The organism is Pseudarthrobacter naphthalenicus (assembly GCF_029076445.1).
Classification (GTDB): domain Bacteria; phylum Actinomycetota; class Actinomycetes; order Actinomycetales; family Micrococcaceae; genus Arthrobacter; species Arthrobacter naphthalenicus.
Window position 1 is genome coordinate 125678 of record NZ_JARESG010000010.1, and the last position, 25771, is coordinate 151448.

The window sequence follows — 25771 nt, forward strand, 5'->3', positions numbered from 1 at the left end:
GCGTCGTGCTTGGAAAGCCGGGGGCTAGAAGCCGCCCATGCCGCCCATCTCGTCGCCGCCACCCATGGCCGGAGCGTTCTTCTCCGGCTTGTCGGCCACAACGGCCTCGGTGGTGAGGAAGAGGCCGGCAATGGAGGCCGCGTTCTGCAGGGCAGAGCGGGTCACCTTGACCGGGTCGTTGATGCCGGCGGCCAGCAGGTCGACGTATTCGCCGGTGGCTGCGTTCAGGCCATGGCCTGCGGGCAGGCCGCGGACCTTGTCCACCACAACACCGGGCTCCATGCCGGCGTTGAAGGCGATCTGCTTCAGCGGGGCGTCGATGGCAACGCGGACGATGTTGGCGCCCGTTGCCTCGTCACCCGTGAGGTTCAGGTTGGCGAACGCCTTGGCGCCGGCCTGGATCAGTGCAACGCCGCCACCGGCGACGATGCCTTCTTCAACAGCAGCCTTGGCGTTGCGGACAGCGTCCTCAATGCGGTGCTTGCGTTCCTTGAGCTCAACCTCGGTTGCGGCACCGGCCTTGATGACTGCAACGCCGCCGGCCAGCTTGGCCAGGCGTTCCTGCAGCTTCTCACGGTCGTAGTCCGAATCGGAGTTTTCGATCTCGGCGCGGATCTGGGAAACGCGGCCAGCGATCTGGTCGGCGTCGCCGGCACCTTCGACGATGGTGGTTTCGTCCTTGGTGACAACAACCTTGCGGGCCTTGCCGAGGAGTTCCAGTCCGGCGGTCTCCAGCTTGAGGCCGACTTCCTCGGCGATGACCTGGCCACCGGTGAGGACAGCAATGTCGGCCAGCTGGGCCTTGCGGCGGTCGCCGAAGCCCGGAGCCTTGACGGCAACAGACTTGAACGTGCCGCGGATCTTGTTGACGATCAGCGTGGCCAGGGCCTCGCCTTCGATGTCCTCGGCGATGATCAGCAGCGGCTTGTTGGACTGCATGACCTTTTCCAGGACAGCAACCAGTTCCTTGACGTTGGAGATCTTGGAGTTCACGATCAGGATGTACGGGTCCTCAAGGACCGTTTCCTGACGCTCGGTGTCAGTCACGAAGTAAGCGGAGATGTAACCCTTGTCGAAGCGCATGCCTTCGGTGAGTTCGAGCTCCAGGCCGAAGGTGTTGGACTCCTCGACGGTGATGACGCCTTCCTTGCCCACCTTGTCCAGGGCTTCGGCGATCAGGGCGCCGATTTCATCGTCACCAGCAGAGATGGAGGCGGTGGCCGCGATCTCTTCCTTGGTTTCGATTTCCTTGGCGGAGGCAAGCAGCTCAACGGTGACGGCCTCTACGGCCTTCTCGATGCCGCGCTTGAGGGACAGCGGGTCAGCGCCGGCCGCGACGTTGCGCAGGCCTTCCTTGACCAGGGCCTGGGCCAGCACGGTTGCCGTGGTGGTGCCGTCGCCTGCGACGTCATCGGTCTTCTTGGCAACTTCCTTGACCAGCTCGGCGCCGATCTTTTCGTAAGGGTCGTCCAGTTCGATCTCCTTGGCGATGGAAACACCATCGTTGGTGATCGTGGGGGCGCCCCACTTCTTTTCGAGGACGACGTTGCGTCCACGCGGGCCGAGGGTGACCTTGACGGCGTCGGCGAGGATGTTCAGGCCCCGCTCAAGACCGCGGCGTGCCTCTTCATCAAATGCAATGATCTTGGCCATAACGGCAGTAGTCCTTTCGGGACAGTCGTTAAGAATGAACCGCACTGCAGTGCCCGCGACGGACGATCCTTCGCCCGTGGCCTCTGTACGCCGGGGCTGGGGATCTCACTCCAGCTAGGTATTTCTCTCGCTCCGAGCCCGGTGCCAAAGCTGCGGAAGCGGCGGATGCCGAACCTTGCTTTAGCAGTCGGTACGTCAGAGTGCTAACTCAATAATTAGCACTCCCCCGGTGAGAGTGCAAGCGAATGGACGCCGGAACCGCCTATCCGGCGGGTGGCCGTTCGCCGTTGGCGATCAGCCCGCGGTGCGGCCTGCGGCCTCGCGTCCGGTGAGCACGGCCCTGTTGTCCGCCCCATAGGTGAAGACCATGAAGTTCGCCGCCGTGATATCGCCATGGGAGTCGAACGCAATATGCCCCGATTCGCCGTCGTAATTGATTCTTGCCCCCGTCTTCAGCACGGCCAGGCAGTCGGCGTAGGTACGGCATGTTTTACCGGCCGGGGCGGTTTCCGGACCGTCCGGGGTCCCGCCGGATGCTGTGATCAGGTTGGCTGCGATGGAGCGGCCGGCGTCGTCACCGGCCGTAGCCGCAGCCAGCGCCGCAAGGTTCACGGCATCGTAGGCTTCGGCCCCGAAGGACAGGTCCTTCAGGCCCGGACTGATGGCCAGCAGCCGCGCCTGGAACGCAGCCGAAGGGAGGCCGCCGGGCACCACGGCGCGGGCACCATCGAGGGCCTTCGAGCCAAGCCCCGAACCGTACTGCGCGAAGGCACCGTCACTGAGGATGAGCTTGCTGCCGGACAACCCTGCGTTGTTAAGTTCGGCGAGGGCACCCTGGGCGTCCTCCCGGGCGATCAGAACCACGGCGTCAGGTTTGGCTTCCCGGGCGGCCGCCGCCGCCTTCTGCGCGGCACCCGGCTTGAAGGCCGAGGTGCTGACCGTTTCCAGGCCGGCAGCCGTGGCAGCGGCGGCCACGGCCGCGGAGACGTCGTTGCCGTAGGCGCTGTCCTGGTGGACCACGGAGATTTTCCTGGCCCCGCCGTCCTTGGCGAGCTTAACCAGCACGGAGGCCTGGGCAACGTCCGTTGGCGCGGTCCGGAAATAGTAGCCGCCGCTCTTGTACGTGCTCAGCGCCGCCGCCGAATTCGCCGGCGAGATCAGCGGTGTCCTGGCCGCGGACAGGACGTCGATGGCAGCTGCCGCGTGGCTGGAATCCGTCGGCCCCACCACGGCGTCGGCTTTGCCGTCAACGAGTTTCCTGGCCTGCTGCCCGGCATCGTCGCCCATTTCGACGATCAGTTCGACAGGCTTGCCCTTGTGTCCCCCGGCTGCGTTGATGTCCTTGACTGCAGCCTCCGCGGCGGCCCGCTGCGCATCATTGAGGAAGCTCTGCTCCCCCGTGTTGTCCAGGATCAGGCCGATCCGCAGGGTCCCGTCGCCGGAGGCCTCCACGGTGTCCAGCCGGGCGTTGCCCCCGGCGGCACCGGCGCACCCGGCGAGTGCCAGGAGGAGGGCCGCCGCCGCGGTGCCGCGGAGGATTGCCAAGGGCGGGGTGCCGCGGAAGATTGCCAAGGGCGAGGTGCCGCGGTTCACTCTGCGGGCCGGACGCTATCGGCCTGCGGGCCTTTCTCGCCTTCGCCGACTTCCAGCTCCACCCGCTGCCCTTCTTCGAGGGCCCGGAAGCCTTCGCCGTCGATGGCCGACCAGTGCACAAAGACGTCATCCCCGGAGCCATCCACGGTAATGAAGCCATAGCCCTTTTCGGCGTTGAACCATTTGACGGTTCCCAATGCCATGATGTCCACTCTTTCCGTAGTGCCGACGGTCCACCCCGCTGTGGGCCGTGTACGTCCGTGCGCCGCGAACGGGCCCGAAGCCTCAATTCACTCTAGCCACAACCCGTGGGAGCGGCCGGGCCGCCCGGCCCCGGCGGTCCGAACGTTATGGTCGCGTGACCGGGGCGCTACCGGTAATCGGGCCCCAGCACCACAACCAGGGGCACCTGGAACTCCTGGCTGTCGGCCAGCGTGGGGACGCCCAACAGGGTCCCGAGTGCTTCGGCGTTGGCCCGCTGCGCCGCACCAGCGTAGAAGATCCGGGACGCCTGCTGCGGTGCGCCGGCCCAGTTGCCGACCTGCCCCAACGTCCAGCCGTCGTTCTGCAGCATCGAACTGACCCGTCCGGCCAGCCCGGCTGTCCCGGCCGCGTTGTACACGGCGACACCCTGGGCCTTGTTCAGGACCGCGGCCTTTTCGCTGGCGGACGGGGACGCCGAAGGCTCCGGGCCGGCTGAAGCCGCAGCGCCCGGGGAAGGCTCAGCGCTGGGGGATGATTCCGGGCTGGCCGACGGGGCGGAGCTTGCCTTGGGTGAGGCGGACGCCTCCAGGCTCGTGGAGAGTTCCGTGCCGGCCTGCGTGAACCCGAGTTTGGGAAGAATCAGGAAGGAAACAAGTCCAATGGCCAGCGCGGCGATCCCCACAGCCAGAACGGGCCAGAGCCTGCGCCGGGCGGCCGCCGTGGCCGTGCGGTGGACGCCTTGCCGCGAGGCGGTCTCCGGTACCTTGTCGAATTCATCGCGAGCGTATTTGGTCATGGTGCAGGGACGTCCTTGTTGATTGCTGCTGATGGCTCAGCACGAAATTAGTCAGGCGTCGGAACCCAGGCGGCGAGCAGTGCGTGCCCGGTGACGCGACGTACGTAGTCTACGCAATCTCTTCACCAGCATGGGATCGTGGGCCAGCGCCGCCTCGGAATCAATGAGGGCATTGAGCAGCTGGTAATAGTGCGTCGCGGACAGGTCGAAGAGCTCCCGGATGGCCTGTTCCTTGGCGCCCGCGTACTTCCACCACTGCCGTTCCAGGGCCAGCATTTGCTGGTCGCGCTCGCTCAATCGGGAGTCCCGCAGGGTGAAGTCAGCCAGCAGCCGGCTTTGCTCCGCGGCGTCCGGCAGGTGTTCCCGAGCAGGCTCCGCCACGGCACATCCCTTCGCTGGTGAGGTTGAAATCTCATCCCATGCTACGGCGTAAATAACATTGTTGTCATTTGAAGCCGGGCGCCCCGGGCCGGGTCCGGCGGAAAACTTTGCAAGAATGGGACGGTGTTTGAACCTGACGCCCTGTTCGAGCTTGCGGCGGAGCCGGCGGACGCCGTTGGCTTCGCCGAGCTGGCTGCAATGCCGCTGGGTGAGCTGATGACCCCCGACTGGGCGGCCGCGCTGGCCCCGGTTGAAAAGGAGCTGCGGGACGTCCTCACCTTCCTTGCGGCGGAGGTGGAGGCGGGGCACCACGTGCTGCCGGCGCCGTCGAACGTGCTTCGCGCCTTCAGGCAGCCGCTGGCTGATGTCAAGGTCCTCATCGTCGGCCAGGACCCCTATCCCACGCCTGGCCACGCCGTGGGACTTTCCTTCGCCGTTGCCCCGCGGACGCGGCCCATCCCCCGGAGCCTGGCCAACATCTACCGCGAACTCGAGTCCGATCTCGGCATCCCACCGCGGGTCCACGGGGACCTGTCCGCCTGGGCCAATCAGGGCGTGCTGCTGCTCAACCGGGTCATGAGCGTCCGCGCGGGCGCCGCCGGCTCGCACCGCGGTAAAGGCTGGGAAGTGATCACGACGGCGGCAGTCACCGCAGTTGCCCACCGCCGCACGGCCGATGGCCGCAGTCTGCCGCTCGTGGCGGTGCTGTGGGGCAAGGACGCGGAAAGTGTCCGTCCCCTTCTGGACGGCGCGGCAGTGGTATCCAGCGCGCACCCCAGCCCGTTATCGGCGTCGCGCGGTTTCTTCGGCTCCAAACCCTTCAGCACCATCAACAGGCTGCTGCGGGAGCAGGGCTCCACGGGCGTAACCTGGGAGCTCCCGCCGGTTGTTTAGCTTAGGGTTGCCTTATGAGCACAGTGCCGGCCGCCACGAGCGCAACGAAGAACACCCGTCCGCAGATTGACCTCACGGTGATCCGGCGTGAAGAACTGTCACCGCACATGGTCAGGATCGTGGCGGGCGGCCCGGGCTTCGCCGCCTATGTAAACAACGACTATGTGGACCGTTACATCAAGATTGTGTTCCCGCAGCCCGGCGTTGAGTACACCCGGCCGCTGGATCTGTGGACCATCCGCGAAACCCTGCCCCGGGCCCAGTGGCCTTTCACCCGTACTTACACGGTCCGCTGGGTGGATACCGCAGCACAGGAACTGGCCATCGACTTTGTGATTCACGGGGACGAAGGCCTGGCGGGGCCGTGGGCTGCCGGCGCACAGCCCGGGGACACGTTCACATTCACCGGGCCCGGCGGCGGCTACAACCCCTCCCCCGAGGCCGACTGGTACCTCCTCGCCGGGGATGAGGCCGCCCTGCCGGCCATCGCGGCCGTCATCGAATCCCTGCCCGCGGAGGCCCGCGGCCTGGCCTTCATTGAGGTGGACAGCGACGCGGACATCCAGCACATCGCAGCCCCGGCAGGCGTGCAGCTCAACTGGCTCCGCCGGAACGGGGCCCCCGCCGGCGGGGGTGACCTCCTGGTTTCGGCCGTGGCCGGCGCCGACTGGCTGGAGGGACGGGTGGACGTTTTCGCCCATGGTGAGCGCGGCTACATGAAGGCCCTGCGGAACGTCCTCTTCGCCGAGCGCGGCCTGGAGCGGAGCCAGGTTTCGCTGTCCGGCTACTGGGCAAAGGGCCGGGTGGAAGACGACTTCCAGGCTGAGAAGAAACTCCCCATAGGGAAGATCTAGGCAGGGAAGATCTGAGCCGGGCTTTACCGCCGCCGGGCGCGGCGCCGCTCGTTGCTGGCCAGGCTGCGCGTCAGGGGCCGGGCGAGCGTATCGCCGAGGACAATGCCGGCAGCCGTGCCCAGCACAATCGCCCCCGCGTTGAGCATTCCGCCGGCCCCGAGCAGGATCTCTGATTCCTCGATGGTCAGCACGTACATGGAGCGGAAGATGGTCAGGCCGGGCAGGAGGATCAGCGCAGCCGGAACGGCCACCACCAGCTGCGGGGCGCCCATCTTCAGTGCCACCACGCGGGCCAGCAGACCGATCACGACGGCGGCGATCGCCGGGGAGAACCGGTCGCCGATGCCCAGGGAACCGGCGCCCAGCAGGACGAAGTAGCCCACCACGCCCACTCCCGCAGTGGGCAGCAGCAGGTCCCACGACGTCTGCTCGGTGATGCCGATGGCCATCACGGCGATGGCCGTGAAGATCACCAGGACCCACAGATGGTAGGCGGGCGGGAACGTTTCGGTAACGTCAATGGCCTGCATCCCGGACATCGCCCCCACCACCGAGGCCACCGCGATCCCGGCCACGATCGCGCCGAAGGTCAGCAGTGTGGACAGGAACCGGCCCGCGGCCGTCACGGGGAACCCGTTGATGGCGTCCTGGACGGCGGAAACCAGGCGGCCGGTGGGCAGGAGCAGCAGGATGCCGCCCACCACCACGATCGCCGGCGCGTTGGTGAGGTTGAAGCGCCACAACAGCAGCGCGGTGAGCGTGACACCGAAGGAGCATGCCGCCGTCGTGAAGAAGTCCGGAACCCGCCACCGGCCCAGCTGGCGGGCCAGGAGGCTGACGCCGAGGTTTGCCACGAACGCGATGGCCGAGGACGCCGGGCCCCCGCCCAGGACACCCACAAAGACTGCCGCGAACACGCCGAAGGCCATGGTGACCATCCAGCGGGGGAACGGCTTGGGGCTGGTGATCGCTTCGTCCAGGCGGCGGATGGCCTCATCGCGGCCCACTCCCCCGGCCACAATGTCCGTCACCAGCCGGTGCACTTTCGCGAGCCCGGCGTAGTTGTTGGTCCAGGACCGCACCACCCGGAGCAGCGCGATGGGCGGCTGGTCCTTGGGAGCGTAGTTGATGGCCACGGACTGGTTGGTGATGTCCACTTCGATGTTCTTCAGCCCGAGCGCCGCGGTGACCGCGATGATGCTGGTCTCCACTTCCAGGGCGCCCGCCCCGTACCGGAACATGGTTTCGGCGAGGTGCAGGGCAAAGTCCAGGGTCTTGCGGGCAGAGGTGTCCACGCCCCCCACCTGGATCATGGGGTTGGCGTAGGGGCTCCCTGCGAGCCTGTCCACGATGCTGAGGGGCGCCGTCGGCGGGTTCTCTCCCTGGACCAGGCGCCGGAGCATCCGCTTGGCTGCAGCGTCGTGACCGAGCTGGGAGGCCGAGAGAGGCTCCGTTTTGGGCAGGCCGTCGGTGTGCGGCTTGCCGCGGTAATTCTCGGGACGTTTGTTCACGGTGGTCCGCCTCCCTCTGACGCTTGGTGGGTTGGTGCTAGGCCTGCCGCTTCAGCGGCAGCTTGCCGAGGACAGTGCGGGCCGCGGCCACGGCGGCCCGGGCCAGCCTGTTCGCCCGGAAGGGCAGGGGCCTGACCGGCATCACAAAATCGCCCACGAGCTGGACCACTTCGCCGCCGAAGCCCTTCTTGAACTGGTAGCCGCCGTGGCCTTCCTCGTCCTGCCCCTCGATGCCGAAGGTGCCATAGAAGTTGTACCGCGCGTAGCCCTGCTCCAGTCCGTGGAGCATCATGCCCCAGTACAGGGAGGTGGCGCCGTTGAAGTAGATGTAGTCCTGCACGGTCCCGCCGATCACGCACACCACTTCGTCGCCGAAACAGACGAAATGGATGGCAGCCACGGTGGCCACGCCCACGGAATCGGGGAAACGCTCAATGTCCTTGAGGCTGCGCTCGTAGCTGTCCGCCAGGTCCTGGACCACCTTGAGCCGGTTGGCCTTCTTCTTGCTCCCCGTTTCCTCAACCTCGCGGCGGAGCTCCGCCGCAGCCGCGGACTCGGCTTCCAGGCGTTCGGTGATGGACTTCCGGTAGGCCGGGATATCGATCTTGGCCATCATCAGTTTCGTAAACTCGGGCGAGGTGGTCCGCAGGAGCTGTTCGTAGTATTCGCGCTCCCGGTACACGAAACCCTTCTCGTCCCCCGCGGTGCTGAGCGCGTTGTAGAACTCATCGAGGGTCTCCAGGGTGGCCTGTTCCAGGAACACCCCGTTCTTCTCAGCCTTGCGGATGGCCTTGCGGGTCCGGTAGCTGGTGCTCATGATGAGCTCTTCGGAATCCTTGATGCCTTCGAGCTTCTTGATGAACATCCAGTTCACATTGACGAAGTCCATTTCCGAGCCCTGGTGTTCAAAGCCCAGGCGGGCCAGCTCGGCCACGAGCGGCCTGTTGTCCGTGATCTCGGGGTGCTCGGCGCCGTCTTCATCGCGGGCGATGTACGGCAGGTTCGGAGAAATCCGCAGTTCCGCTGCTTTGCGCCCGGCGGCGCGCTCTTTGAGAAGTCCGACGACGTCACGCACCAGGACGGCGTCCGCGTAGTCCATCAGGGGGCCCTTGGCGCACTCGCAGACCTTGTAGCCCCAGCGGTTGGTGGTGTAGTTCAGTTTCCCGGCGGCGACGAGTTCGCCGTCGCGCCTGACGCCGAAGAGCTCCACCACCTGGCCGCGGGCACGCTGGAACCGGACGAAGTCAGCGGACTGGATGAAGTTGTTCTGCGGGTGTGTGAGCGCGAACGCTTCGAACTCTGCATCGCTGAGGACGCCGAGCTCAAGCCCGGTTCCTGCCTTGGTTGGATTCACGGAAGTAACCTCATCTGTGGCTGCGCCGCCGGGCCGGGGAAAGGCGCTGGCGTTCGTTGGTGTGTGGGTGGTGGGATGCGCGGGACGCGCTGTCAGTAGAACTGCTGGCCGGTGCGGGCTGTTTCGAGCCGGCGGAAGATCCGCTCCGCGCCCTTGACCCACAGGGCGTGCCGGACCGGGGCGAGGACGTAATCGTGGCAGCCGACGAAGTCTGTGACAGTCTTCGTGAAACTGGTCTTGAACATGCCCATGCCATACAGGTTGTGCGTCTTGTCCTTGATCTGCGCCGCCGGCGGGGTGCCGCAGAAGTCGTATTCGGTGCAGCCCAGTTCCTGCATGCGGCGGATCGCCGTCCATTGGACCAGGTGGGAATCGCCGTACTGCTTGCGGTTCTGGGTGGACCCGCCGTCCTTGTAGGTTGCCTTGGCACCGTAGTTGATCACAAAGGCGCCCACACTCGGTTTGCCGTCCTCATGGGCGAAGAAAAACCGGCCCTGGCCGCGGCTGCAGAACTCGTCCCAGAACCGGGCATAGTACTCGTAGCTGCGCAGCGGCATGGAGCCCTTGGCGCTCACGGTGTCCGCCATCAGATCATAGAGGGCCCTGTAGGTTTCCGGGCTCTGTTCGCGCTCCACCACCGTGCAGCCTTCACGTTCGGCCCGGCGGATGGCGTTCCTGGCGCGGGATGAGATGGCGCGGAGCACCTCATTTTCCGGTGCCGTGATGTCCAGCAGCGCCGTGGAGTCGTTCGACTGGATGTTCGGAGCCTTGACCAGGCCTGCCGCGGTGAGCTGCACCTGGGCTTCGGGCGAGGAGACGATGTCCGGTTCAATCTTGATGGTGAAGACGTTGAGCTTCCGGCTCCGGGCGAACGCCGCGCAGGCATCCAGGGCCGGCTTCAAATCCGCGGCGGAGTCCAGATCCGGCCCCTTGATCAGGTACCAGAGACGGCCAAGGATGGGGAACTTCTTCTCCAGGACCAGGTTGTAGCTGGACGTACCCGCCCGCTCCAGGACGAGGAAGCGCACATTCCAGCCGCTCCCGTTCTTAACCGACGCGTAGGCCGCAGACTGCAGCATGTTGCCGCCATTGGGGTTGGCCGTGACGTGCTTGTCCCAGTTCTCAATTTCCTCCGCAGTGGCAAAGCGGGCGGTGAATTCTCGCAAGGGGGCCGTGTCCAATCTCAGGGTTTCGTTCGTGGTTCTGTTCTCGTGGCTGCGTGCGGACATGTAGCCACAAGTCTAAAGCCTGAACCGGCGCGGCCGTTTCAGGCCGGTGGCGTACGGCTTGACCGGCGGCCCGCCCTTCGCAAGGGTTGACCCATGGAGCCACTGCCGGAAAAGTCCACCCCAAGTCCGCCGCGAGCCAGCCCGTCCGGCAGGGAACCCGGCGCCGGAGCGCAGGTAGTTGTCCTCGCGGCCTTCCTGGCAGCGTCCGCGTTCGTCGCATGGCTGGGTGCGTTCTCCACAGTGTCCAATGTGAACGGCTGGTACGTTGACGCGGACAAAGCCCCCTGGTCACCACCCAACTGGTTGTTCGGGCCGGTGTGGACAGCGCTTTACACCGCCATGGCGGTGGCGGCCTGGCTGGTCTGGCGCCGCCACGTTCCGGCGTCACGGCCGGCGCTGGTTGTCTATGGGGTCCAGCTCTTCCTGAACCTGCTCTGGACGCCCACCTTCTTCAGCCTGTACCCGCTGATGGGGACGGCTGCGCTCTGGCTGGCTTTCGCCATCATCGTGGCGCTGATCGCGGCGGTCACGGTGACGGTCATGCGCTTTGGCCCCGTCAGCCGTTGGGCCGGGCTCCTGCTGTTGCCCTACATCACCTGGATTGTGTTTGCCGCGTCCCTCAACCTCTGGGCGGCTCTGAACAACTGAGGCTCTCCGGGATGAACCCGGCATCGGGTTCTGCGCCATCATTCCGGGGCCGGGTGCCGGGCGAAGGAGCGTCCGGAGACCCGGGGCGCCACGCGGGCCCGCCCCGAATGCGCAGAATCAGCCGCGGAGCCGCTCCACCGCCGCCAGGAGCACCTCGACATCGCCCTGCCGGCCGTCGGTCTTTGAGGCCGGCCCGCCTTCCCACATGGCGTTCAGGTACAACCCGTCCCCCATATACAGCACGGCCTTCGCCATCCCGGTGCCCACATCGGCGGCGATCAGGTCCAGCCATTGCTGCTGAATGCCGGCGAACCGGCGCCGGGCCTCCACATGGGCCACTTCCGCCAACCGGCTGGCGGCAAGGAACGAGCGGTCCAACGGTGACCCGGACCAGAGCGAGGTCCGGATGAAGTATGTGGCCGCACCTTCCGGCGCGGCGGACATGAGGGCGATGTCTTCCCCGGCCAGCAGATCCAACCGCTCCAGCATGGCCGCGATCAGCGCCTCCTTGTTGGGGAAGTGGTACAAAAGCCCGCCTTTGGACACGCCGGCCCGCTTCGCCACGGCATCCAGGGTGGCCGCACGCTCCCCCACACTGATCAGGAGTTCTTCAAAAGCGTCAAGGACGGCGTCACGGGCTACGGGCTTTCTGGGCATGGATCCCATCATGCATGGTCAGGGCGAGGTTCCTTAACTGTACCGTCTGGACGGTATAGTTAAGGGATGACGTTGTCCGCCGCCTCCCATCAGAACCCTGCGAGCACATCGACCTCAAGCCTGCCCGCCGGACCCACCGGAGCGCCGTGGCGTGACTGGCTCGCACTGGCCCTGCTGATGTTCCCCGTACTTCTGGTTGCCGTGGACAACACCGCGCTGACGTTCGCGCTCCCCGCGATTGCGGGCAGCCTGCAGACAACCGGGATCCAGTTGCTGTGGATCGTGGACGCCTACCCGCTGGTGCTTGCCGGCCTGCTGGTGGCCATGGGCAGCCTCGGCGACAGGATTGGCCGCCGCCGCCTGCTGCTGATCGGCAGCGTTGGCTTCGCCACCGTTTCGGCAGTCACAGCCTTCGCCCCCAGCGCCGAATGGCTCATTGCCGGGCGCGCCGCGCTGGGCTTGTTCGGCGCCATGCTGATGCCCTCCACCCTGTCCCTGATCCGCAACATCTTTCCCGACCCAAACCGGCGCCGCCTTGCCGTGGCCATCTGGGCGGCCGGCTTCTCCGGTGGCGCAGCTCTGGGACCTATATTTGGCGGCTGGTTGGTGCAGGAGTTCTGGTGGGGTGCTGTCCTGCTTGTCGCGGTCCCCCTCATGCTTCCGCTCCTGGTTTTCGGCCCTGCATTCATCCCGGAGTCGAAGGACCCCCGCCCCGGGCGGCTGGACCTGCCGAGTATTGCCCTTTCGCTGCTGGTGATGGTGCCTGTGGTGTATGGCATCAAGGAGTTGGCCACCGAAGGTCTTGGGCCCGCACCGTTAGCGCTGATCGCCTTTGGCCTCGCCATGGGATTCCTCTTCGTCCGCCGCCAGCAACGGCTGGCCAGCCCCATGCTGGACATTTCGCTGTTCGGCAACCCGGTCTTCAGTACCGCCATCACGGCAAACGTCCTGGCACTGTTCTCCTTCAACGGCTTCATCCTGTTCCTTGCCCAGCACCTGCAGCTCTTGGATGGGATGACCCCCTCAGCCGCCGGTGTCGCCATGATCCCGGCCCTGATAGCCACGGTGGTGGCGGGCCTCGCGGTAGTGCCCTTGGTCAGGAAGGTGCGGCCAGGCTTCGTGGTGGCCGGCGGCCTGGCTCTCACCGCCGCCGGCTACGGGATCGTCGTCTTTGGCGATCATGCTTCCGGACCCGCTTTCCTGCTGGCAGCCCTCCTGGTCCTTGCCCTCGGAGTGGGTGCCTCGGAGACAATCTCCAACGCCCTCATCCTGGGCGCCGTTCCTGCCGAGCAGTCAGGTGCGGCGGCCGCCATCTCAGAAACCGGCTATGAGGTGGGGTCACTGATGGGGACGGCCGTCCTGGGCTCGATTCTCACCGCGTCCTACCAGCACAACATCCGCCTTCCTGCAGGGCTGGAGGAATCCTCCTCCGGCGGCGCCCTGGATCGGGCCGGTGAAACCCTCGCAGGGGCCATGGAACTGGCGGTCAGCGCGCCCGCCCCTCTGGGCGCCCCTCTGCGCGAAGCGGCGCGCCTCGCATTTGATTCGGGCGTCCACATCACTGCCGCAATTGCGCTGGTGCTGATGGCTGGAGCCGCGGGCCTCACCGCCGTCGTACTCCGCAGAATTCCGACGGCGGACTAGGGGCCGCAGTCCGGCGTGCAGGATTGCGCCGACGGGATTGCGCTGAGGGGATTGCGCAGACAGACTGCGCAGACGGACTACGCAGACGGGGATGCTGACACGCGCGTGCGCAGGCGGGGGCGGACAACAGAAGGCCGCGGTGCCGGAGATGATCTCCGGCACCGCGGCCTGCTCACGCTAAAGCCCGGGTGCTACTTCGAGTCGGGGGCGGTGACGCTGGCGGACGCCTTCATGGTCTCGGCATTGACCATCCAGGCGTACTGCTCCAGCTTGGCGATGAATTCGTGCAGCAGATCCGCGGTAGTGGGATCCTCTTCATCCACCTCGTCATGAACCTTGCGCATGGTGCCAACGGCGGCCTCAAGGGCGGCCACGATCCGCTCGATGGCGTCCTTGGTGCTGATGAGGCCTTCCGGGAACTGAGCCAGCGACGTGGACTTGGCCACGGTGGCGCTGCGGCCGTCCGGCAGGGCATGGAGTGCACGCATCCGTTCGGCTGTGTCGTCCGCGAACTGGCGGGCGGCATCGACGATTTCGTCCAGCTGCAGGTGCAGGTCCCGGAAGTTGGTTCCCACGATGTTCCAGTGGGCCTGCTTGCCCTGGATGTGCAGTTCGATCAGGTCTGCGAGAACGGCCTGCAGGTTGTTGGTCAGGGTCGGTGAAGCTTTCATGAATCCTCCTCGATTGGTCCAGTAATGCCGACGCTATCAGTCCGCCCGGGGCTGCGCGGGGGGCCGGGCCGGATTTCTCAGTGAGCTTACTAGGATGTCCTGCACGCCCCCAAATACAGGTGCTTTGGGGCGCGCCCTTGAGCGCGGACGGAAGGTTACCGGCGGGTAGGCGGGTGTGGAATACGTGCTACGTTTTCAGTCATGACGCTCACCCGAACAGCTTTGGTCCGGCTCCTGACGCACCCAGCGGGGAAGATCCCGGCGCCCCGGCTGATCGGGGCAGTTCTCCTGGGTGGTGCGCTGGCTGCGGCCGGGGTCAGCCACCTCACCGTCGCACGTCAAGAGTTTCAGGCGCAGGTACCGCCGTGGTTCCCGATGGATAAAGACTTTGTGGTGCTGGCATCAGGCGTGGTTGAAATCGGCCTCGGTGCCGCGTTGATCGCCCTGCGGAAGCGCCGTGTCCCGGTGGGTCTGGCGGCGGCGGCGTTCTTCGTGCTGATCTTCCCCGGCAACATTTCGCAGTACGTGACCCGCACCGACGGGTTTGGCCTGGACACGGACCGCGCCAGGCTCACGCGCTTGTTCTTCCAGCCAGTTTTGGTCCTCTGGGCACTGTGGTCCACCGGAGCCTGGAAGGAACTGCGCGCGGCGCTGCGCCAGGGTAACCGCCCGGAGTAGCCCGCCGTCGGGATTCATGGTCCGGCCGATGGGCACCCCTCCGAACCGATACGCGGCTGCGAGCGCACAGGCGCTCACCAGAAGTGCGCCACATCCACCACCAGCCGTGAGCCTGAATCGGGACCGTCCAGGGCGAAGACCCGGAACGGGAGCCGGCCACGCACGCCGAGCCCGAGGCTGGTATATCCTTCAAAGCTGCCTGCGTACGCCACCTGGCGGAAGGTCTGGTATCCGGACACGTTGGAAAGTTCCGCGGGCGGGGCCGGGTTGTAAGTGGGCTGGCCCTTGACGTCATAGGCCGGCGCGTTCACAGTGACCTGAAGGAAGGCCGAACCCCGCAGCGGGACAGCCATGCCGGAGCCGTCCTGGACCACTGCCGGTACATACCGAACCGAGTAACCCTTAACCGGACCGTTGACATCCACCACCATCCGGTCGAAGCAGTAGTGCTGCCCGGTCCTGACGTTGGTGACGGATGCGGAGCTCATTTCCGGGCCCGTCTTGGCCAGCGACCCCCAGGTGAGCCCGCAGTAGGAGGTTGCCGCCGAGGCGGGCCCTGGAGTCAGGAAACCCAATCCAACAGTCATCACGATGACTGCCAGCCAAGTATGAAACTTCTTCATTGTGGGCCACCCTTCGAGTCTTTGGATACATCAAGGGTAGGAGCCTCGAGGGCCGTAAATAAGGGCTGTGGCCGCTTCGGCGCGGAACCGTTAGGGGCGGGGATGTCCGGTCACAGCCGGGTAATTCCGGCGGGTTTTTGCCGCGCAACGAAACGCTATTAACACCGTTTCTGCATCGCGTCGTGATGCACCATAACGACGCCGGACCGGCCTACCGGAAAGCGCATCCAGGTTGTGCCGCGGGAGATGCAAAAGCCCCGTTCGGCCGCTGGGCTGACGGGGCTTTTGCTCGCGATCCGGGGAGTGGAGGCTGCTAGCCCTCGCACTCGATGCAGTACTTCAGGCCGTTCTTTTCACGGGCAACCTGAGACCGGTGCCGGACCAGGAAGCAGGACGAGCAGGTGAACTCGTCGGACTGCTCGGGAACAACCACAACGGTCAGTTCCTCGCCGGAGAGATCGGCCCCGGGCAGGTCGATGCCCTCGGCGGTATCGTTCTCCTCGACGTCGATGACGGCGGTCTGGGCATTGCCGCCGCGGGATGCCTGGAGTGCTTCCAGCGACTCTGCGGACGACTCGTCGTCTGTCTTGCGTGGAGCGTCGTAATCGGTAGCCATAGCGGGATTCACTTTCGTTGCTGCGCGGCACCATTTCAGGCGCCTCAGTGAAGCAGTTTAGGTCATTGCCCCACCACTTAGGCAATAGTGTGGCCAATTCGACAGACTCCGGAGGCACCTGCGGGGTTACGCTGAATTTGCCGGCATTCGACGCTGAACCGCAGGAGGCACCATGGCCGCCAAGCTCAACCGCAAAGCTATGACCCACGCCCGCAAGCTCATCGAGAGCGGAAAGGTCGAACACGACGTCCGCGATGACTGGAGTGAACATGCTCCCAGCACGGACGAGGAGAACGCGTTCATCGACAAACACGGCTTCGCGGCTTTCGCCGAATGGCACCTCGGCCGGGACGATGAGCAGTCCGAAGGCACAAAGGGGAGCGTTAGCTTTCCGTTCGGAGATTTCAAGAAGGTCCACCGCTGCGCCGTCATTTCGCTGGAGAGCCGGGCCGCCCAGCACGGGCACGACGACATCCGGGACGCCGCCAAGAAACTGCTCGAGCTGATGGATTCAGACTGACGCGGCATGGATGCGGGCGGCCCGGCATTGACACCCGCCCCTACAGGCGGTCTAATTGTTGTATCTTCAACCATTAGACCGCCTTCCCGTAAGGATTACCGATGACGCTCCCCGCCGACCCAAGCCTGTCTCCCGCAAGTGCCCAGCCCGTTGTGGCCTCGGCAGGATCAACCGACCCGGCCGCACCCCTGGTGGTGCTGTTGCACGGGCGGGGCTCCAATGAGCGCGAAATCCTCAGCCTGGCCGCCCATCTCCCGGAAGCATTTGCCTACACTGCAGTCCGGGCACCCATAGCGGAGGGAGGCGGCTACGCATGGTTTGCGAACCGCGGGATCGGCCGTCCCACGCCCGAGTCGCTGGCTGAACAAATGGCCTGGTTCCGGCGCTGGCTCGATGACTACTCTCCCGCCGGCCGGCCCGTCATCCTGGTGGGCTTCAGCGGGGGCGCCGCCTTTGCCGGCGGGCTGGTCCTGGAGGATCCAAACCGCTACGCAGGGGCTGCCATCCTTTACGGCACCCTGCCTTTCGAGGCCGGGGTCCCTGTCACGCCCGGGCGGCTGGCAGGACTGTCCGTCTTCGTTGCCCAGGGCGACCAGGACCGGGTCATCCCGGCCGAACTCCTTGCCCGGACCTGGGAGTACCTGACTACCGACTCCGCCGCCACCGTCCATACCCGCCGAGACCCCGGTGGGCACCAGATTTCAGCTCAGACACTGGGTGAACTCGGCACATGGATCAGCGCTTCTCCAGCCTCCTAAGGTCAGAAGGGGCGGCATTGCCGAGCCGGCCGGACTGATCCGTTTCCAAGGCACAGGAGCTCGAAGGCACAAGAGCGGCCTGCCCGGTCCGTGACGGGCCGGGCAGGCCGCTTCGTGTGTATCGCCTGTTAGAGGCGGGTGACTCCGATGGTGTGGTCGGTGGTGAACTCCTCGATGGCCCACTCGCCGTTAAAGCGGCCCAGGCCGGAATTGCGTTGCCCGCCGAAGGCCACGTGCGCTTCATCCTGGACTGTCATCTCGTTGATGAAAGTCATCCCGGCCTTGACCTTTTGGGCGAACTGCAGGCCGCGGTCGAGATTCTGGGTAAAGACCGCGCTGGAGAGGCCGTAGGCGTGGTCGTTGGCAAGTTCGAGGGCATGTGCTTCATCCTCTGCCCGCAGAATTGCAACCATTGGGCCGAAGATTTCCTCGCGGGCGATCTCCATGTCAGCAGTGACGTCGGCGAAGACGTGCGGGGGCACAACCCGGCCCCGGATCTCGCCTTCCACCACGGTGCGGGCACCGGCTTCCTGGGCCCACTTGATTTTCTGCTTGAGCCCTGCCAGCTGGGAGTCATTGACCACGGGTCCCACCAGCGTGCCCTTGGCCGTGGGGTCGCCGTAGGGCACCTTCGCGGCGGCCTCGGCGAAACGCGAGACGAACTCGTCGTAGATCGGGGCTTCGACGATGATCCGGTTGACGGACATGCAGATCTGGCCGGAGTGCAGGAAAGCGCCGGGAATGGCGGCGCCCACGGCGGCTTCGAGGTTGGCGTCGTCCAGCACCACCATCGGGGCGTTTCCGCCGAGCTCCAGGGCCACTTTCTTCAGGTGTTCGCCGCTGGTGGCCACCGCGCCCACGTTCTGCCCGACCGGGGTGGAGCCGGTGAAGGAAATCAGTCCCGGTACAGGGTGGGCCACAAATTCGTCACCAATCTCCGAACCGGCACCGATGACGGTGGAGAGCACCCCAGCCGGCAGGCCGGCTTCCTCGAAAACCCGCGCCAGGATGAGCGCTCCGGTCACCGGGGTATCACTTGCCGGTTTGATGACCACGGCGTTGCCCAGCGCCAGGGCCGGGGCCACGGACCGCTGGGACAGGTGCAGCGGGAAGTTCCACGGGCTGATCACGCCCACCACGCCGATCGGCTTGCGGTAGACCCGCATCTCACGGTTAGGGGTGTTGGAGTCAAAGATCTTGCCGTGGACCCGGGTGGGGAACGACGCCGACTCCTGGGTGATTCCGGCTGCGAGCGAAACCTCGACATTGGCCTTCAGCAACGTCGAGCCGGACTCGCGGACCAGCCAGTTCACGATCTCTTCGCGGCGCTCCTCAAGGATCTGCGCGGCACGGCGCATTACTTTCTGGCGATCGGCCGGCGGCAGGGCAGCCCACCCTACCTGGGCTGCCTCCGCGGCGCGGTACGCCTCGTCCACGTCGTCGGCGGAGGCCTGACGGATGGTGGTCAGGACGCTGTCATCGAAGGGGTTCATCACGGTGAGGGTCTTCTCGGACCGGCCCTCACGCCATGTCCCGGCGATGTACTGGAGGCTGATGTCCTGCCCGGCGAATGTCGCCGGAGCTTGGATGGTTGAGGTGGTCATAGCTGTCGCTCCTCTTCAGATATGCGGAAGGATGGCTGGACTTGGTGGCTTAACAGTCAGTCTGGCCGTCCCCCTGATGGAGAGCAAGTCGACGTGGTCCCCCGTCTTTGCTGCAGTCCCCAAACGTTGGGGTCCTACGCGGCCGTGATCCGCACCGGCAAGGACTCGAATCCGCGGAGCACGTTGTGCAGGATCGGCACCGGGGCGCCGTCGGGTTCGATGGCTGCCACCCGCTGGAGCAGCTGCTGCAGCACGATTTCCATTTCGAGCCGGGCGATCGGCTGACCCACGCACTGGTGCAGCCCCATTCCGAATGCGACGTGACCGGAGGCGTTGCGGTCCAGGTCGAACTCGTCGGCGTTGTCACCCCATTTGCGGGGGTCCCGGTTCGCGGCGCCCAGGAAGACCAGCACCTTCGCACCGGCCGGCAGATGCACTCCACCAAGGACGGTGTCCACTGCAACGGTCCGGTGAAACTTCTGGAACGGCGATTCCAGGCGCAAAGCCTCGTCGACGGCGAATTTGGCCATCTTCGGGTTTTCCCGCAACCTGGCCCAGGCCTCCGGGTAGCGGGCCAGCACCGAAAGGGTGTTGCCGATTCCGAAGATGGTGGTGTCCACACCGGCTGACAGCAGGGCGCGGACCAGCAGCGTGGCCTGCTGTTCAGTGATCAGCCCCTCCTTCACACGTTCCCATATCTGGGCACCAAAACCGACGTCGTCCAGGTTTTCGCGCTGGCAGTTGCGCATCACCGCTGCGGCGTGCTCGTCACCCTGGGCAAAGGCCTGCTTGAAGATGTAGTTCTCCGGACCGAATGCGTTGAAAACCATGTTGCCGTACGGCAACAGGTGTTCACGGCCGACGTCGGGAATCCCCACCGCGTCCGGGAAGACTCGCAGGGGGTACTTCTCGGCGAGGTCGGTGATGGCGTCGAAACGCTCACGGCGGGCCAGCTGCTCCGTCAGCTCAATGGCCGGCGGCGTGAACGGCTCCCGGAGGGCGCGGACCGTTCCGGGATTAATGACACCGGTGAGCGCGCGGCGCATTACCGTGTGGATGGGCGGGTCCGATTCGAGAATGCTGGGCGGGCGCCAACCCGAGTCTTTCCGGATGTCCCGGGGGCCCAGTCCACCTGAAGAGATGTAGGTTTCAAAGTCGGTGAGGACTTCATAGACCTCCTGGTACCCGGCCACGGCATAGCTGCCGGTGCTCTCCAGATATGACACGGCGCCGGCATCGCGGAGCCGCCCCAGGAACGGGTACGGGTCCAGAAGGTTGGCGGTCTCGAAGGGGTCTTCGCCCAATACGTAGGCATCATGGGTGGTAGCGGTCATGAGAAACACTCCTGGTGACAAATCTTGGCTGAACAATCCGGTGACCGGACCAAATCCGGATACCCGCGAAAAGCAGGATTTTTAGAGATCCAGAACCAGGCGCGGGCACCCGGCGGCGGCTCGGGAAACGCAGACCAGCATGATCTCGCCCGCCTCGCGGTCTTCGTCGGTCAGCACAGCATCGCGGTGCTCGGGCTCACCGGAAATGATCTGGGTTTCGCAGGTGCCGCACAACCCGCCGCGGCAGGATGAGAGGACACGCACGCCCACCTCTTCCACAGCTTCGAGGATGGTCTTGTCGTTCGGCACTGTGACCGTTTTTCCGGTGCGGGCCAGTTCCACCTCGAACGGGGCGTTGGCCGATGCGGCACCCAGGGTGGACGCCACGAAGCGTTCCGTGTGCAGCGCACCGGGGGGCCAGCCCATGCAGCGTTCTTCCACTGCGCCGAGCAGTCCCCCGGGACCGCACGCGTATACCAGCATGTGCGCCCGGGGCATGCCGAGAATCTCGTCAAGGTCGAGCCGCCCAACCTCGTCCTCAGCGATGATCCGGATTCGTTCAGCGCCATACCGGTCCTCAAGCTGCTGTGCGAACGCCATCGTCCGGCGGCTTCGCCCACCATAGATCAGCGTCCACTCCTTGCCGGCAGCCTCGGCCGCTTCCAGCATCGGGATCAGCGGCGTGATGCCAATGCCGCCTGCGAGGAACAGGTAGCGCCGTGATTCGCGCATGGCGAAGTTATTGCGCGGCTCGGAGATGGTGATGGCTGTTCCGGCCAGCAGGGCGTGGACCGCTTTGGACCCGCCTCGGGAATCAGGCACGTGGAGCACGCCTATGCGCAGGTGATCCAATTCCTGCGGAGAGGAACACAGGGAGTACTGGCGCACCAGGCCGTCGCCGACATGGACATCAATGTGTGCGCCGGGCTGCCATGGCTCGAACGGCTGGCCGTCCACGCGCCGCAGAACCAGGGAAACTACCTGGTCCGCCACAACGTCCACCTGATCGACAACAGCGTCAATGGTGGCTCCTGCAGATGCAGTCATCAGTCTTCACTTCCTTTGGAACGGCTCGCCTGCCATGCAGACTTCGGCCGGATATCCGGCCCGAAAGATGGCTTACTTGAGGTTAGGTGGTCTGCAACACATGCTGACGACGGCTTTCCATCCAACGGAAAGATTTGCCGGACGGGATCGGCCCGAAGCCGGAAACTACTGCGGAAGGTGCTCTACCCCGAGCCGCCGCGCAATCCCCCGTGCAGCGATGTTGAGTACGGGAACCACACTGCCCGCCGGCGCCGGCCGGCCCCGGGTCACGATGCCCAGGGCAGCCACCACCTGCTTGTTGGGCAGGAACACCGGGACGGCCAGGCCGTAGTTGTCCGCCCCGGCCTCTTCCTCGGTGGTGGCATAGCCGCTGGCCCGCACGCGTTCGATTTCTGTGCCCAGCACCACGGCATTGGTGATGGTGCGGGGCGTGTGCGGCTCCAAGTGCCGGACAGCGGCGGAAAACAGGTCCTTGGCCCCGTAAGCCAGCATGATCTTGCCCGCAGCGCTGGCATGCAGCGGAAGGCGCGCGCCTACCCGCCGGAACGGCTGTCCGGCGCCTGTGCCGGACATCCGCTCGACCAGCAGGACCTCCTGGCCATCCAGAATGAACAGGTTCACCACGTTGTGGGTGACGAAGAGGACGTCCTGCATGAACGGAGCAGCCACCTCGGCGATGTTCTGCTGCGCGGGGGCCAAGAGGCCAAGCCGCCAGATCCGTTGCCCCACCCGGTATTCGCCGTTCAGCTTCTCCAGACCGCCCCAAGCCACCAGTTCGCCGGCAAGGCGGTGTGCAGTGGCCACCGGCAGCCCTGCGCGCCGGGCCATGGCACTCAGGCTCTGAACGGAGTGTTCGCTGTCGAAGGTGCCCAGGAGAGCCAGGGCGCGGGAGGTCACGCTCACCGCTTGCTGCTGAACGGTACCGCCTTTGCCATCCGGCAGCGGCTTGGGCTTAACCGGTGACGCAGAGCTGCGGGTGGTCCTGCCCACCGGGGCAGCGTTTGCCATGCTTCACCCTTCTGAGCGTTGAGGAAAGCGGCTCCGCGGTTGGCGTAGTGCCGTATCCTCCCATTTTAGGCCCGACTTTAGGCCCGACGCCGGTGCCTCCTAGCGCGAAAGGTGAGGCACCGGCGTCGGGCATCAATGCATCCTCCGTGGGATGAAGGCGCTCAGCCGGGCACGGAGGTGAGCCCGGAGCCGCGGTAGGCCCCCAGGCCGCCGTCCACGCGGATATCGGAGCCGTTGACCCAGCCCGATTCGGGGCGGAGCAGGAAGTCGATGACGGGCGCAATATCGTCGGGGTCGCCGAAGCGGCCCAGCAGGGCACCGGCGCCCTCTACTTTGTCGCGGCCGTGGTCTTTCTTGAAGTCTTCAAGGATGGGGGTGGCCACGGGTCCCGGGCTGACGCTGTTGACGCGGATCCGCCGCGGCAGCAGTTCCGCCGCCAGGTGTTCGGTGAGGACGCGGACGCACTGCTTGGAGAAGAGGTAGGACTCGGCGGTGACCTCTTGATCGTCAGCGATCGAATCCAAGGCAGCGGCCTGATCGTCCGCGAGCGCAAAAGTGGAGCACTTCGCCTTCACTTCCCGCCAGTACACGGCAACGCTGGAGGCCAGGTTCACGACGGCGGTCCCCTCACCAAGCAGCGGGGCCAATGCCCGGACCAGTCCGCGGACACCGAAGACGTTGACCGAGAGCACAGTACGCCACGGTGCCGTGCCGGGCACGCCGGCGATGTTGGCCAGGCCCGCAATGCCGTGCGGCGCTGCGGCGGAAACTGCAGCCGCAGCCGCGTCGATGCCGGCCTGACTGGAAAGGTCCGCCTGCACGAACGTGCCGCTGAAGTCAGCGGGCGGGTTGCGGTCGATGCCGATCAGCGGCACGCCGCGAGCGGACAGGATCCGTGCCGTCCGGGCGCCAATGCCGGATGAAACCCCCGTCAGGACGATGGGCAGTTGCTCTTGGGACATGGAGACTCCTCGTTAGTGCGTGACGTGCTTCACTCCATAGTGGCAACGCGAACCAACCGATTCTCGCAGCCTTTCCGTTGGGCGGAAAGATCCGGGTGGAGTGTGACCGGTGCCATGACACTGGGATAAGAATTCGCATCCGGCCGAAAGGACCACCATGACGGCAGCACATTACGAGGTCCGCGACCCGGCCACTCTCGAGCTGGTGGGGCGCGCTCCGGAAAACACGCAGCAGGACGTCGAACAGGCAGTCGCGGCAGCCCGTGCAGCCGCACCCCGCTGGGCCGCCGACCGGGAGGCCCGCCGCAACGCCCTGCGTGCGGGAGCCGCCCTGATCCGCCGCGACCTGGACGCGCTGGCAACCCTGCTCTCGCTGGAACAGGGCAAACCCAAAACCGAGGCCGCGGGTGAATTCACCGTGGCGGCCGGACTTTTTGAGTATTACGCGAACCTGGAATGGGACGAAGCCGAGGCCCTCGCGCCGCGGGCCGACAGGACGCTGGAGGTTCAGTACCGGCCCGTCGGCCTGGTGGGCACCATTACGCCGTGGAACTTCCCCATCTCCCTGCTCAGCGTGAAACTCGCCCCCGCCCTGGTAGCCGGGTGCACTGTGATCGCCAAGCCTTCCCCGTCGACTCCCCTGTCCACCATCGCGCTCGCGGATCTACTCAATGAGGTTCTCCCCGCGGGGGTGCTGCAAGTCCGGACCAGTTCGCGGCGGACGGTGAATGTTGCGCTGAGCACCTCGCCCGGCATCCGCAAGATTTCGTTCACCGGCTCCACGGACGTTGGCATATCCATCGCCCAGCAGGCCGCTTCCACGGTCAAGCGCGTCACCATGGAACTTGGCGGCAACGATCCGGCCATCGTCCTTGAAGATGCTGATATTGCCGTTACCGCGCGCGGAATTGTCGGCAGTGCCTTCCGCAACGCCGGCCAGGTGTGCATGGCGGTCAAGCGTGTCTATGTTCCGCGCAGCCGCAGCACGGAACTGGCCGAGGCCATCGCCGCTGAAGCTTCCCGTCATGTGCTGGGCCACGGCATCGTGGACGGCACCACCATGGGACCGATGCACAACGAGTCCCAGCTCAAACTGGTCCGTGGACTTGTTGACTCTGCCGTGGGCGCCGGTGCCCGCGTCCTCTCCGGCGGCTCCGCCGGCTGCGATCTGCCCGGCTACTTCCTCTCCCCCACGGTGGTCATTGACGCCGAGCCGGGCATGGACCTGGTGGAACAGGAACAGTTCGGGGCGGCCTTGCCGATCGTGGCGTACGACAGCCTCGATGAGACCATCTCCGGGCTGAATGCAGGGGAATTCGGCCTGGGCGCTTCCGTCTGGACCCCCGACCAGGACCGCGCCTACGCAACGGCCTCGCGGATTGAGGCCGGGACGGTGTGGGTCAACCAGCACACCCTGGTGGAACCGGACGCCCCCTTCGGAGGCTGGAAGGCATCCGGCATCGGCCGTGAACGTGGCCGCTGGGGGCTGGAGGAATACCTGGAAACCCGCGTCATCAATGCCCGTCCCCATTCCTGACCCCGCAACTCTGCAGAAGGACTTTCCTGTGAGCGTCGAACTGATCACTCTTGGCACCGCCGCCGGCCCGGCCATCCGCGGACCGGAAAACGGCATCTCCAGCGCACTGGTGGTGGGCGATGCCTTTTACATGGTGGATTTTGGCCTGGGCTGCTCCCGCGCAGCACACGAGGCGGGGCTCCGCGGCAAGGATTTCGTGGCAGGTTTTGTCACCCACCTGCACTCGGACCATGTGGTGGAACTTCCCGGTTTTCTGCTGTGGAACTGGGGCAAGCCGGTGGAGGGCTTCACCGGGCCCGTCTCCATTGTGGGTCCGGGCAAGGATGCCACCCGCACCGGCGGTGCAGGGCTTTCCGGGACGGGTGAGCTGGTGTCCCACTCTTTGAAGGCCTTCTCGTATGACATCGACATCCGGGTGCACGATGAGGCCCGCCCGGAGCTGGCGTCCCTGGTGCGCACCGTGGATCTGGTCACGCCCGCTCACGGGTCGGCCGCGGCGGAGCGCCCCTTTGACGTCTACGAGGATGACCGGGTCAAAGTCACCGGCATCCTGGTGGAACACCCGCCGGTTCGCCCGGCGCTGGCCTTTCGCTTCGAGACCGACGCCGGCTCTGTGGTCTTCTCCGGCGACACGGCAGAATGTGACGCCTTGGCTGTGCTGGCCACCGGCGCGGACGTTCTGGTGCACGAAGCAGTCAACCTGGGTTTCTATGCGGACAAGGGTTTCGCGCCGGAGTTCCTGAACCACCAGCGGATCGCCCACACCCCGCCGGAGGGAGCAGGCCGCATAGCGGCCGCCGCAGGCGTGGGACGACTTGTCCTCTCCCACCTGGCCGGCCGCGCCGAGCCGCAATGGTGGCGCAGCCGTGCCGCCTCAACATTTGACGGCCCCGTGGACGTCGCCGTCAGCGGCCAGCGGTTCCCCGTTGGCAAGCCGGTGCTGGCACCGGCCTAAGAAAGCTGAAACCGCCCCGCTATCCGTCAGCAAGGACCCC

General features: G+C 65.8%; 26 protein-coding genes. 9 read left to right on the top strand and 17 right to left on the bottom strand.

From position 1 onward, the window contains the following. Positions 1-24: 24 nt before the first annotated feature. From groL to PY310_RS11825, 5 genes are all read right to left on the bottom strand, one after another. On the bottom strand, positions 25-1653 hold the full coding sequence (gene groL / locus PY310_RS11805; protein ID WP_275214572.1) for a chaperonin GroEL: 1629 nt from the start codon (positions 1651-1653) through the stop codon (positions 25-27). Positions 1654-1947: 294 nt separating this feature from the next. Continuing rightward, complete coding sequence (locus tag PY310_RS11810) at positions 1948-3246, bottom strand: ABC transporter substrate-binding protein (protein WP_419095476.1); 1299 nt, start codon at positions 3244-3246, stop codon at positions 1948-1950. Next, complete coding sequence (locus PY310_RS11815; RefSeq protein ID WP_275214573.1) at positions 3243-3449, bottom strand: cold-shock protein; 207 nt, start codon at positions 3447-3449, stop codon at positions 3243-3245. Before PY310_RS11815 ends, PY310_RS11810 begins: the two co-directional genes overlap by 4 nt. Before the next feature lie 167 nt (positions 3450-3616). Next, the gene (locus tag PY310_RS11820) at positions 3617-4246 is read right to left on the bottom strand and encodes a LytR C-terminal domain-containing protein (RefSeq protein ID WP_275214574.1); all 630 of its coding nucleotides are present in this window, start codon (positions 4244-4246) and stop codon (positions 3617-3619) included. Positions 4247-4297: 51 nt separating this feature from the next. Continuing rightward, the gene (locus PY310_RS11825; protein ID WP_275214575.1) at positions 4298-4627 is read right to left on the bottom strand and encodes a DUF3263 domain-containing protein; all 330 of its coding nucleotides are present in this window, start codon (positions 4625-4627) and stop codon (positions 4298-4300) included. Between the two features lie 123 nt (positions 4628-4750). Between PY310_RS11825 and PY310_RS11830 the strand changes: the two genes are divergently transcribed. Both PY310_RS11830 and PY310_RS11835 read left to right on the top strand, forming a co-directional pair. Then, a complete protein-coding gene (locus tag PY310_RS11830) occupies positions 4751-5521 on the top strand; it encodes a uracil-DNA glycosylase (protein ID WP_275214576.1) in 771 nt (256 codons plus the stop codon). A gap of 14 nt (positions 5522-5535) precedes the next feature. Next, positions 5536-6375 carry a siderophore-interacting protein gene (locus PY310_RS11835; protein WP_275214577.1) on the top strand — a complete coding sequence of 280 codons (840 nt, stop codon included), beginning with the start codon at positions 5536-5538 and terminating at the stop codon, positions 6373-6375. A 23-nt stretch (positions 6376-6398) separates the two neighbouring features. Here the strand turns inward: PY310_RS11835 and PY310_RS11840 are convergent, their stop codons facing one another. The 3 genes from PY310_RS11840 to PY310_RS11850 form a co-directional block, all read right to left on the bottom strand. Further along, a complete protein-coding gene (locus PY310_RS11840) occupies positions 6399-7778 on the bottom strand; it encodes a threonine/serine exporter family protein (protein WP_414004287.1) in 1380 nt (459 codons plus the stop codon). Between the two features lie 145 nt (positions 7779-7923). Beyond that, on the bottom strand, positions 7924-9240 hold the full coding sequence (locus PY310_RS11845) for a peptidoglycan bridge formation glycyltransferase FemA/FemB family protein (RefSeq protein ID WP_275214579.1): 1317 nt from the start codon (positions 9238-9240) through the stop codon (positions 7924-7926). 92 nt (positions 9241-9332) lie between these two features. After that, positions 9333-10421, bottom strand: coding sequence for a lipid II:glycine glycyltransferase FemX (locus tag PY310_RS11850; protein WP_419095479.1), 1089 nt, complete (start codon positions 10419-10421; stop codon positions 9333-9335). A gap of 141 nt (positions 10422-10562) precedes the next feature. Here PY310_RS11850 and PY310_RS11855 point away from each other — a divergent pair, with 141 nt between their 5' ends. Next, entirely contained in the window at positions 10563-11117 is a 555-nt protein-coding gene (locus PY310_RS11855) for a TspO/MBR family protein (protein ID WP_275214581.1), read from the top strand. A 117-nt stretch (positions 11118-11234) separates the two neighbouring features. On the opposite strand, the gene PY310_RS11860 is transcribed toward PY310_RS11855, so the two are convergent. Further along, on the bottom strand, positions 11235-11774 hold the full coding sequence (locus PY310_RS11860) for a TetR/AcrR family transcriptional regulator (protein WP_275214582.1): 540 nt from the start codon (positions 11772-11774) through the stop codon (positions 11235-11237). Between the two features lie 66 nt (positions 11775-11840). Between PY310_RS11860 and PY310_RS11865 the strand changes: the two genes are divergently transcribed. Further along, the gene (locus PY310_RS11865; protein ID WP_275214583.1) at positions 11841-13418 is read left to right on the top strand and encodes an MFS transporter; all 1578 of its coding nucleotides are present in this window, start codon (positions 11841-11843) and stop codon (positions 13416-13418) included. A 191-nt stretch (positions 13419-13609) separates the two neighbouring features. Here PY310_RS11865 and PY310_RS11870 read toward each other — a convergent pair whose 3' ends face one another. Beyond that, positions 13610-14089 carry a Dps family protein gene (locus tag PY310_RS11870; protein WP_275214584.1) on the bottom strand — a complete coding sequence of 160 codons (480 nt, stop codon included), beginning with the start codon at positions 14087-14089 and terminating at the stop codon, positions 13610-13612. 201 nt (positions 14090-14290) lie between these two features. Here PY310_RS11870 and PY310_RS11875 point away from each other — a divergent pair, with 201 nt between their 5' ends. After that, positions 14291-14767 carry a DoxX family protein gene (locus tag PY310_RS11875; RefSeq protein ID WP_275214585.1) on the top strand — a complete coding sequence of 159 codons (477 nt, stop codon included), beginning with the start codon at positions 14291-14293 and terminating at the stop codon, positions 14765-14767. A gap of 74 nt (positions 14768-14841) precedes the next feature. On the opposite strand, the gene PY310_RS11880 is transcribed toward PY310_RS11875, so the two are convergent. Beyond that, the gene (locus tag PY310_RS11880) at positions 14842-15390 is read right to left on the bottom strand and encodes an AMIN-like domain-containing (lipo)protein (RefSeq protein WP_275214586.1); all 549 of its coding nucleotides are present in this window, start codon (positions 15388-15390) and stop codon (positions 14842-14844) included. Between the two features lie 313 nt (positions 15391-15703). Beyond that, complete coding sequence (locus PY310_RS11885) at positions 15704-16006, bottom strand: DUF4193 domain-containing protein (RefSeq protein ID WP_275214587.1); 303 nt, start codon at positions 16004-16006, stop codon at positions 15704-15706. A gap of 172 nt (positions 16007-16178) precedes the next feature. Here PY310_RS11885 and PY310_RS11890 point away from each other — a divergent pair, with 172 nt between their 5' ends. Next, positions 16179-16526, top strand: a complete 348-nt coding sequence (locus PY310_RS11890; protein WP_275214588.1) for a hypothetical protein — start codon at positions 16179-16181, stop codon at positions 16524-16526. 101 nt (positions 16527-16627) lie between these two features. Next, on the top strand, positions 16628-17284 hold the full coding sequence (locus tag PY310_RS11895; RefSeq protein WP_275214589.1) for an alpha/beta hydrolase: 657 nt from the start codon (positions 16628-16630) through the stop codon (positions 17282-17284). A gap of 128 nt (positions 17285-17412) precedes the next feature. Here the strand turns inward: PY310_RS11895 and PY310_RS11900 are convergent, their stop codons facing one another. From PY310_RS11900 to PY310_RS11920, 5 genes are all read right to left on the bottom strand, one after another. After that, the gene (locus PY310_RS11900; RefSeq protein WP_275214590.1) at positions 17413-18888 is read right to left on the bottom strand and encodes an aldehyde dehydrogenase family protein; all 1476 of its coding nucleotides are present in this window, start codon (positions 18886-18888) and stop codon (positions 17413-17415) included. Between the two features lie 134 nt (positions 18889-19022). Then, positions 19023-20222 carry a cytochrome P450 gene (locus PY310_RS11905; protein WP_275214591.1) on the bottom strand — a complete coding sequence of 400 codons (1200 nt, stop codon included), beginning with the start codon at positions 20220-20222 and terminating at the stop codon, positions 19023-19025. Between the two features lie 81 nt (positions 20223-20303). Further along, a complete protein-coding gene (locus tag PY310_RS11910; RefSeq protein WP_275214592.1) occupies positions 20304-21269 on the bottom strand; it encodes a PDR/VanB family oxidoreductase in 966 nt (321 codons plus the stop codon). A gap of 165 nt (positions 21270-21434) precedes the next feature. Further along, a complete protein-coding gene (locus tag PY310_RS11915; protein ID WP_275214593.1) occupies positions 21435-22277 on the bottom strand; it encodes an IclR family transcriptional regulator in 843 nt (280 codons plus the stop codon). Positions 22278-22438: 161 nt separating this feature from the next. Beyond that, positions 22439-23239: an SDR family oxidoreductase gene (locus PY310_RS11920; RefSeq protein ID WP_275214594.1), complete on the bottom strand. Its 801-nt coding sequence runs from the start codon at positions 23237-23239 to the stop codon at positions 22439-22441. A 157-nt stretch (positions 23240-23396) separates the two neighbouring features. Between PY310_RS11920 and PY310_RS11925 the strand changes: the two genes are divergently transcribed. Next, positions 23397-24776 (top strand): aldehyde dehydrogenase family protein, encoded by a 1380-nt coding sequence (locus PY310_RS11925; RefSeq protein WP_275214595.1) that lies wholly within the window; start codon positions 23397-23399, stop codon positions 24774-24776. Between the two features lie 28 nt (positions 24777-24804). Then, complete coding sequence (locus PY310_RS11930) at positions 24805-25731, top strand: MBL fold metallo-hydrolase (protein ID WP_275214596.1); 927 nt, start codon at positions 24805-24807, stop codon at positions 25729-25731. Positions 25732-25771 lie beyond the last annotated feature (40 nt).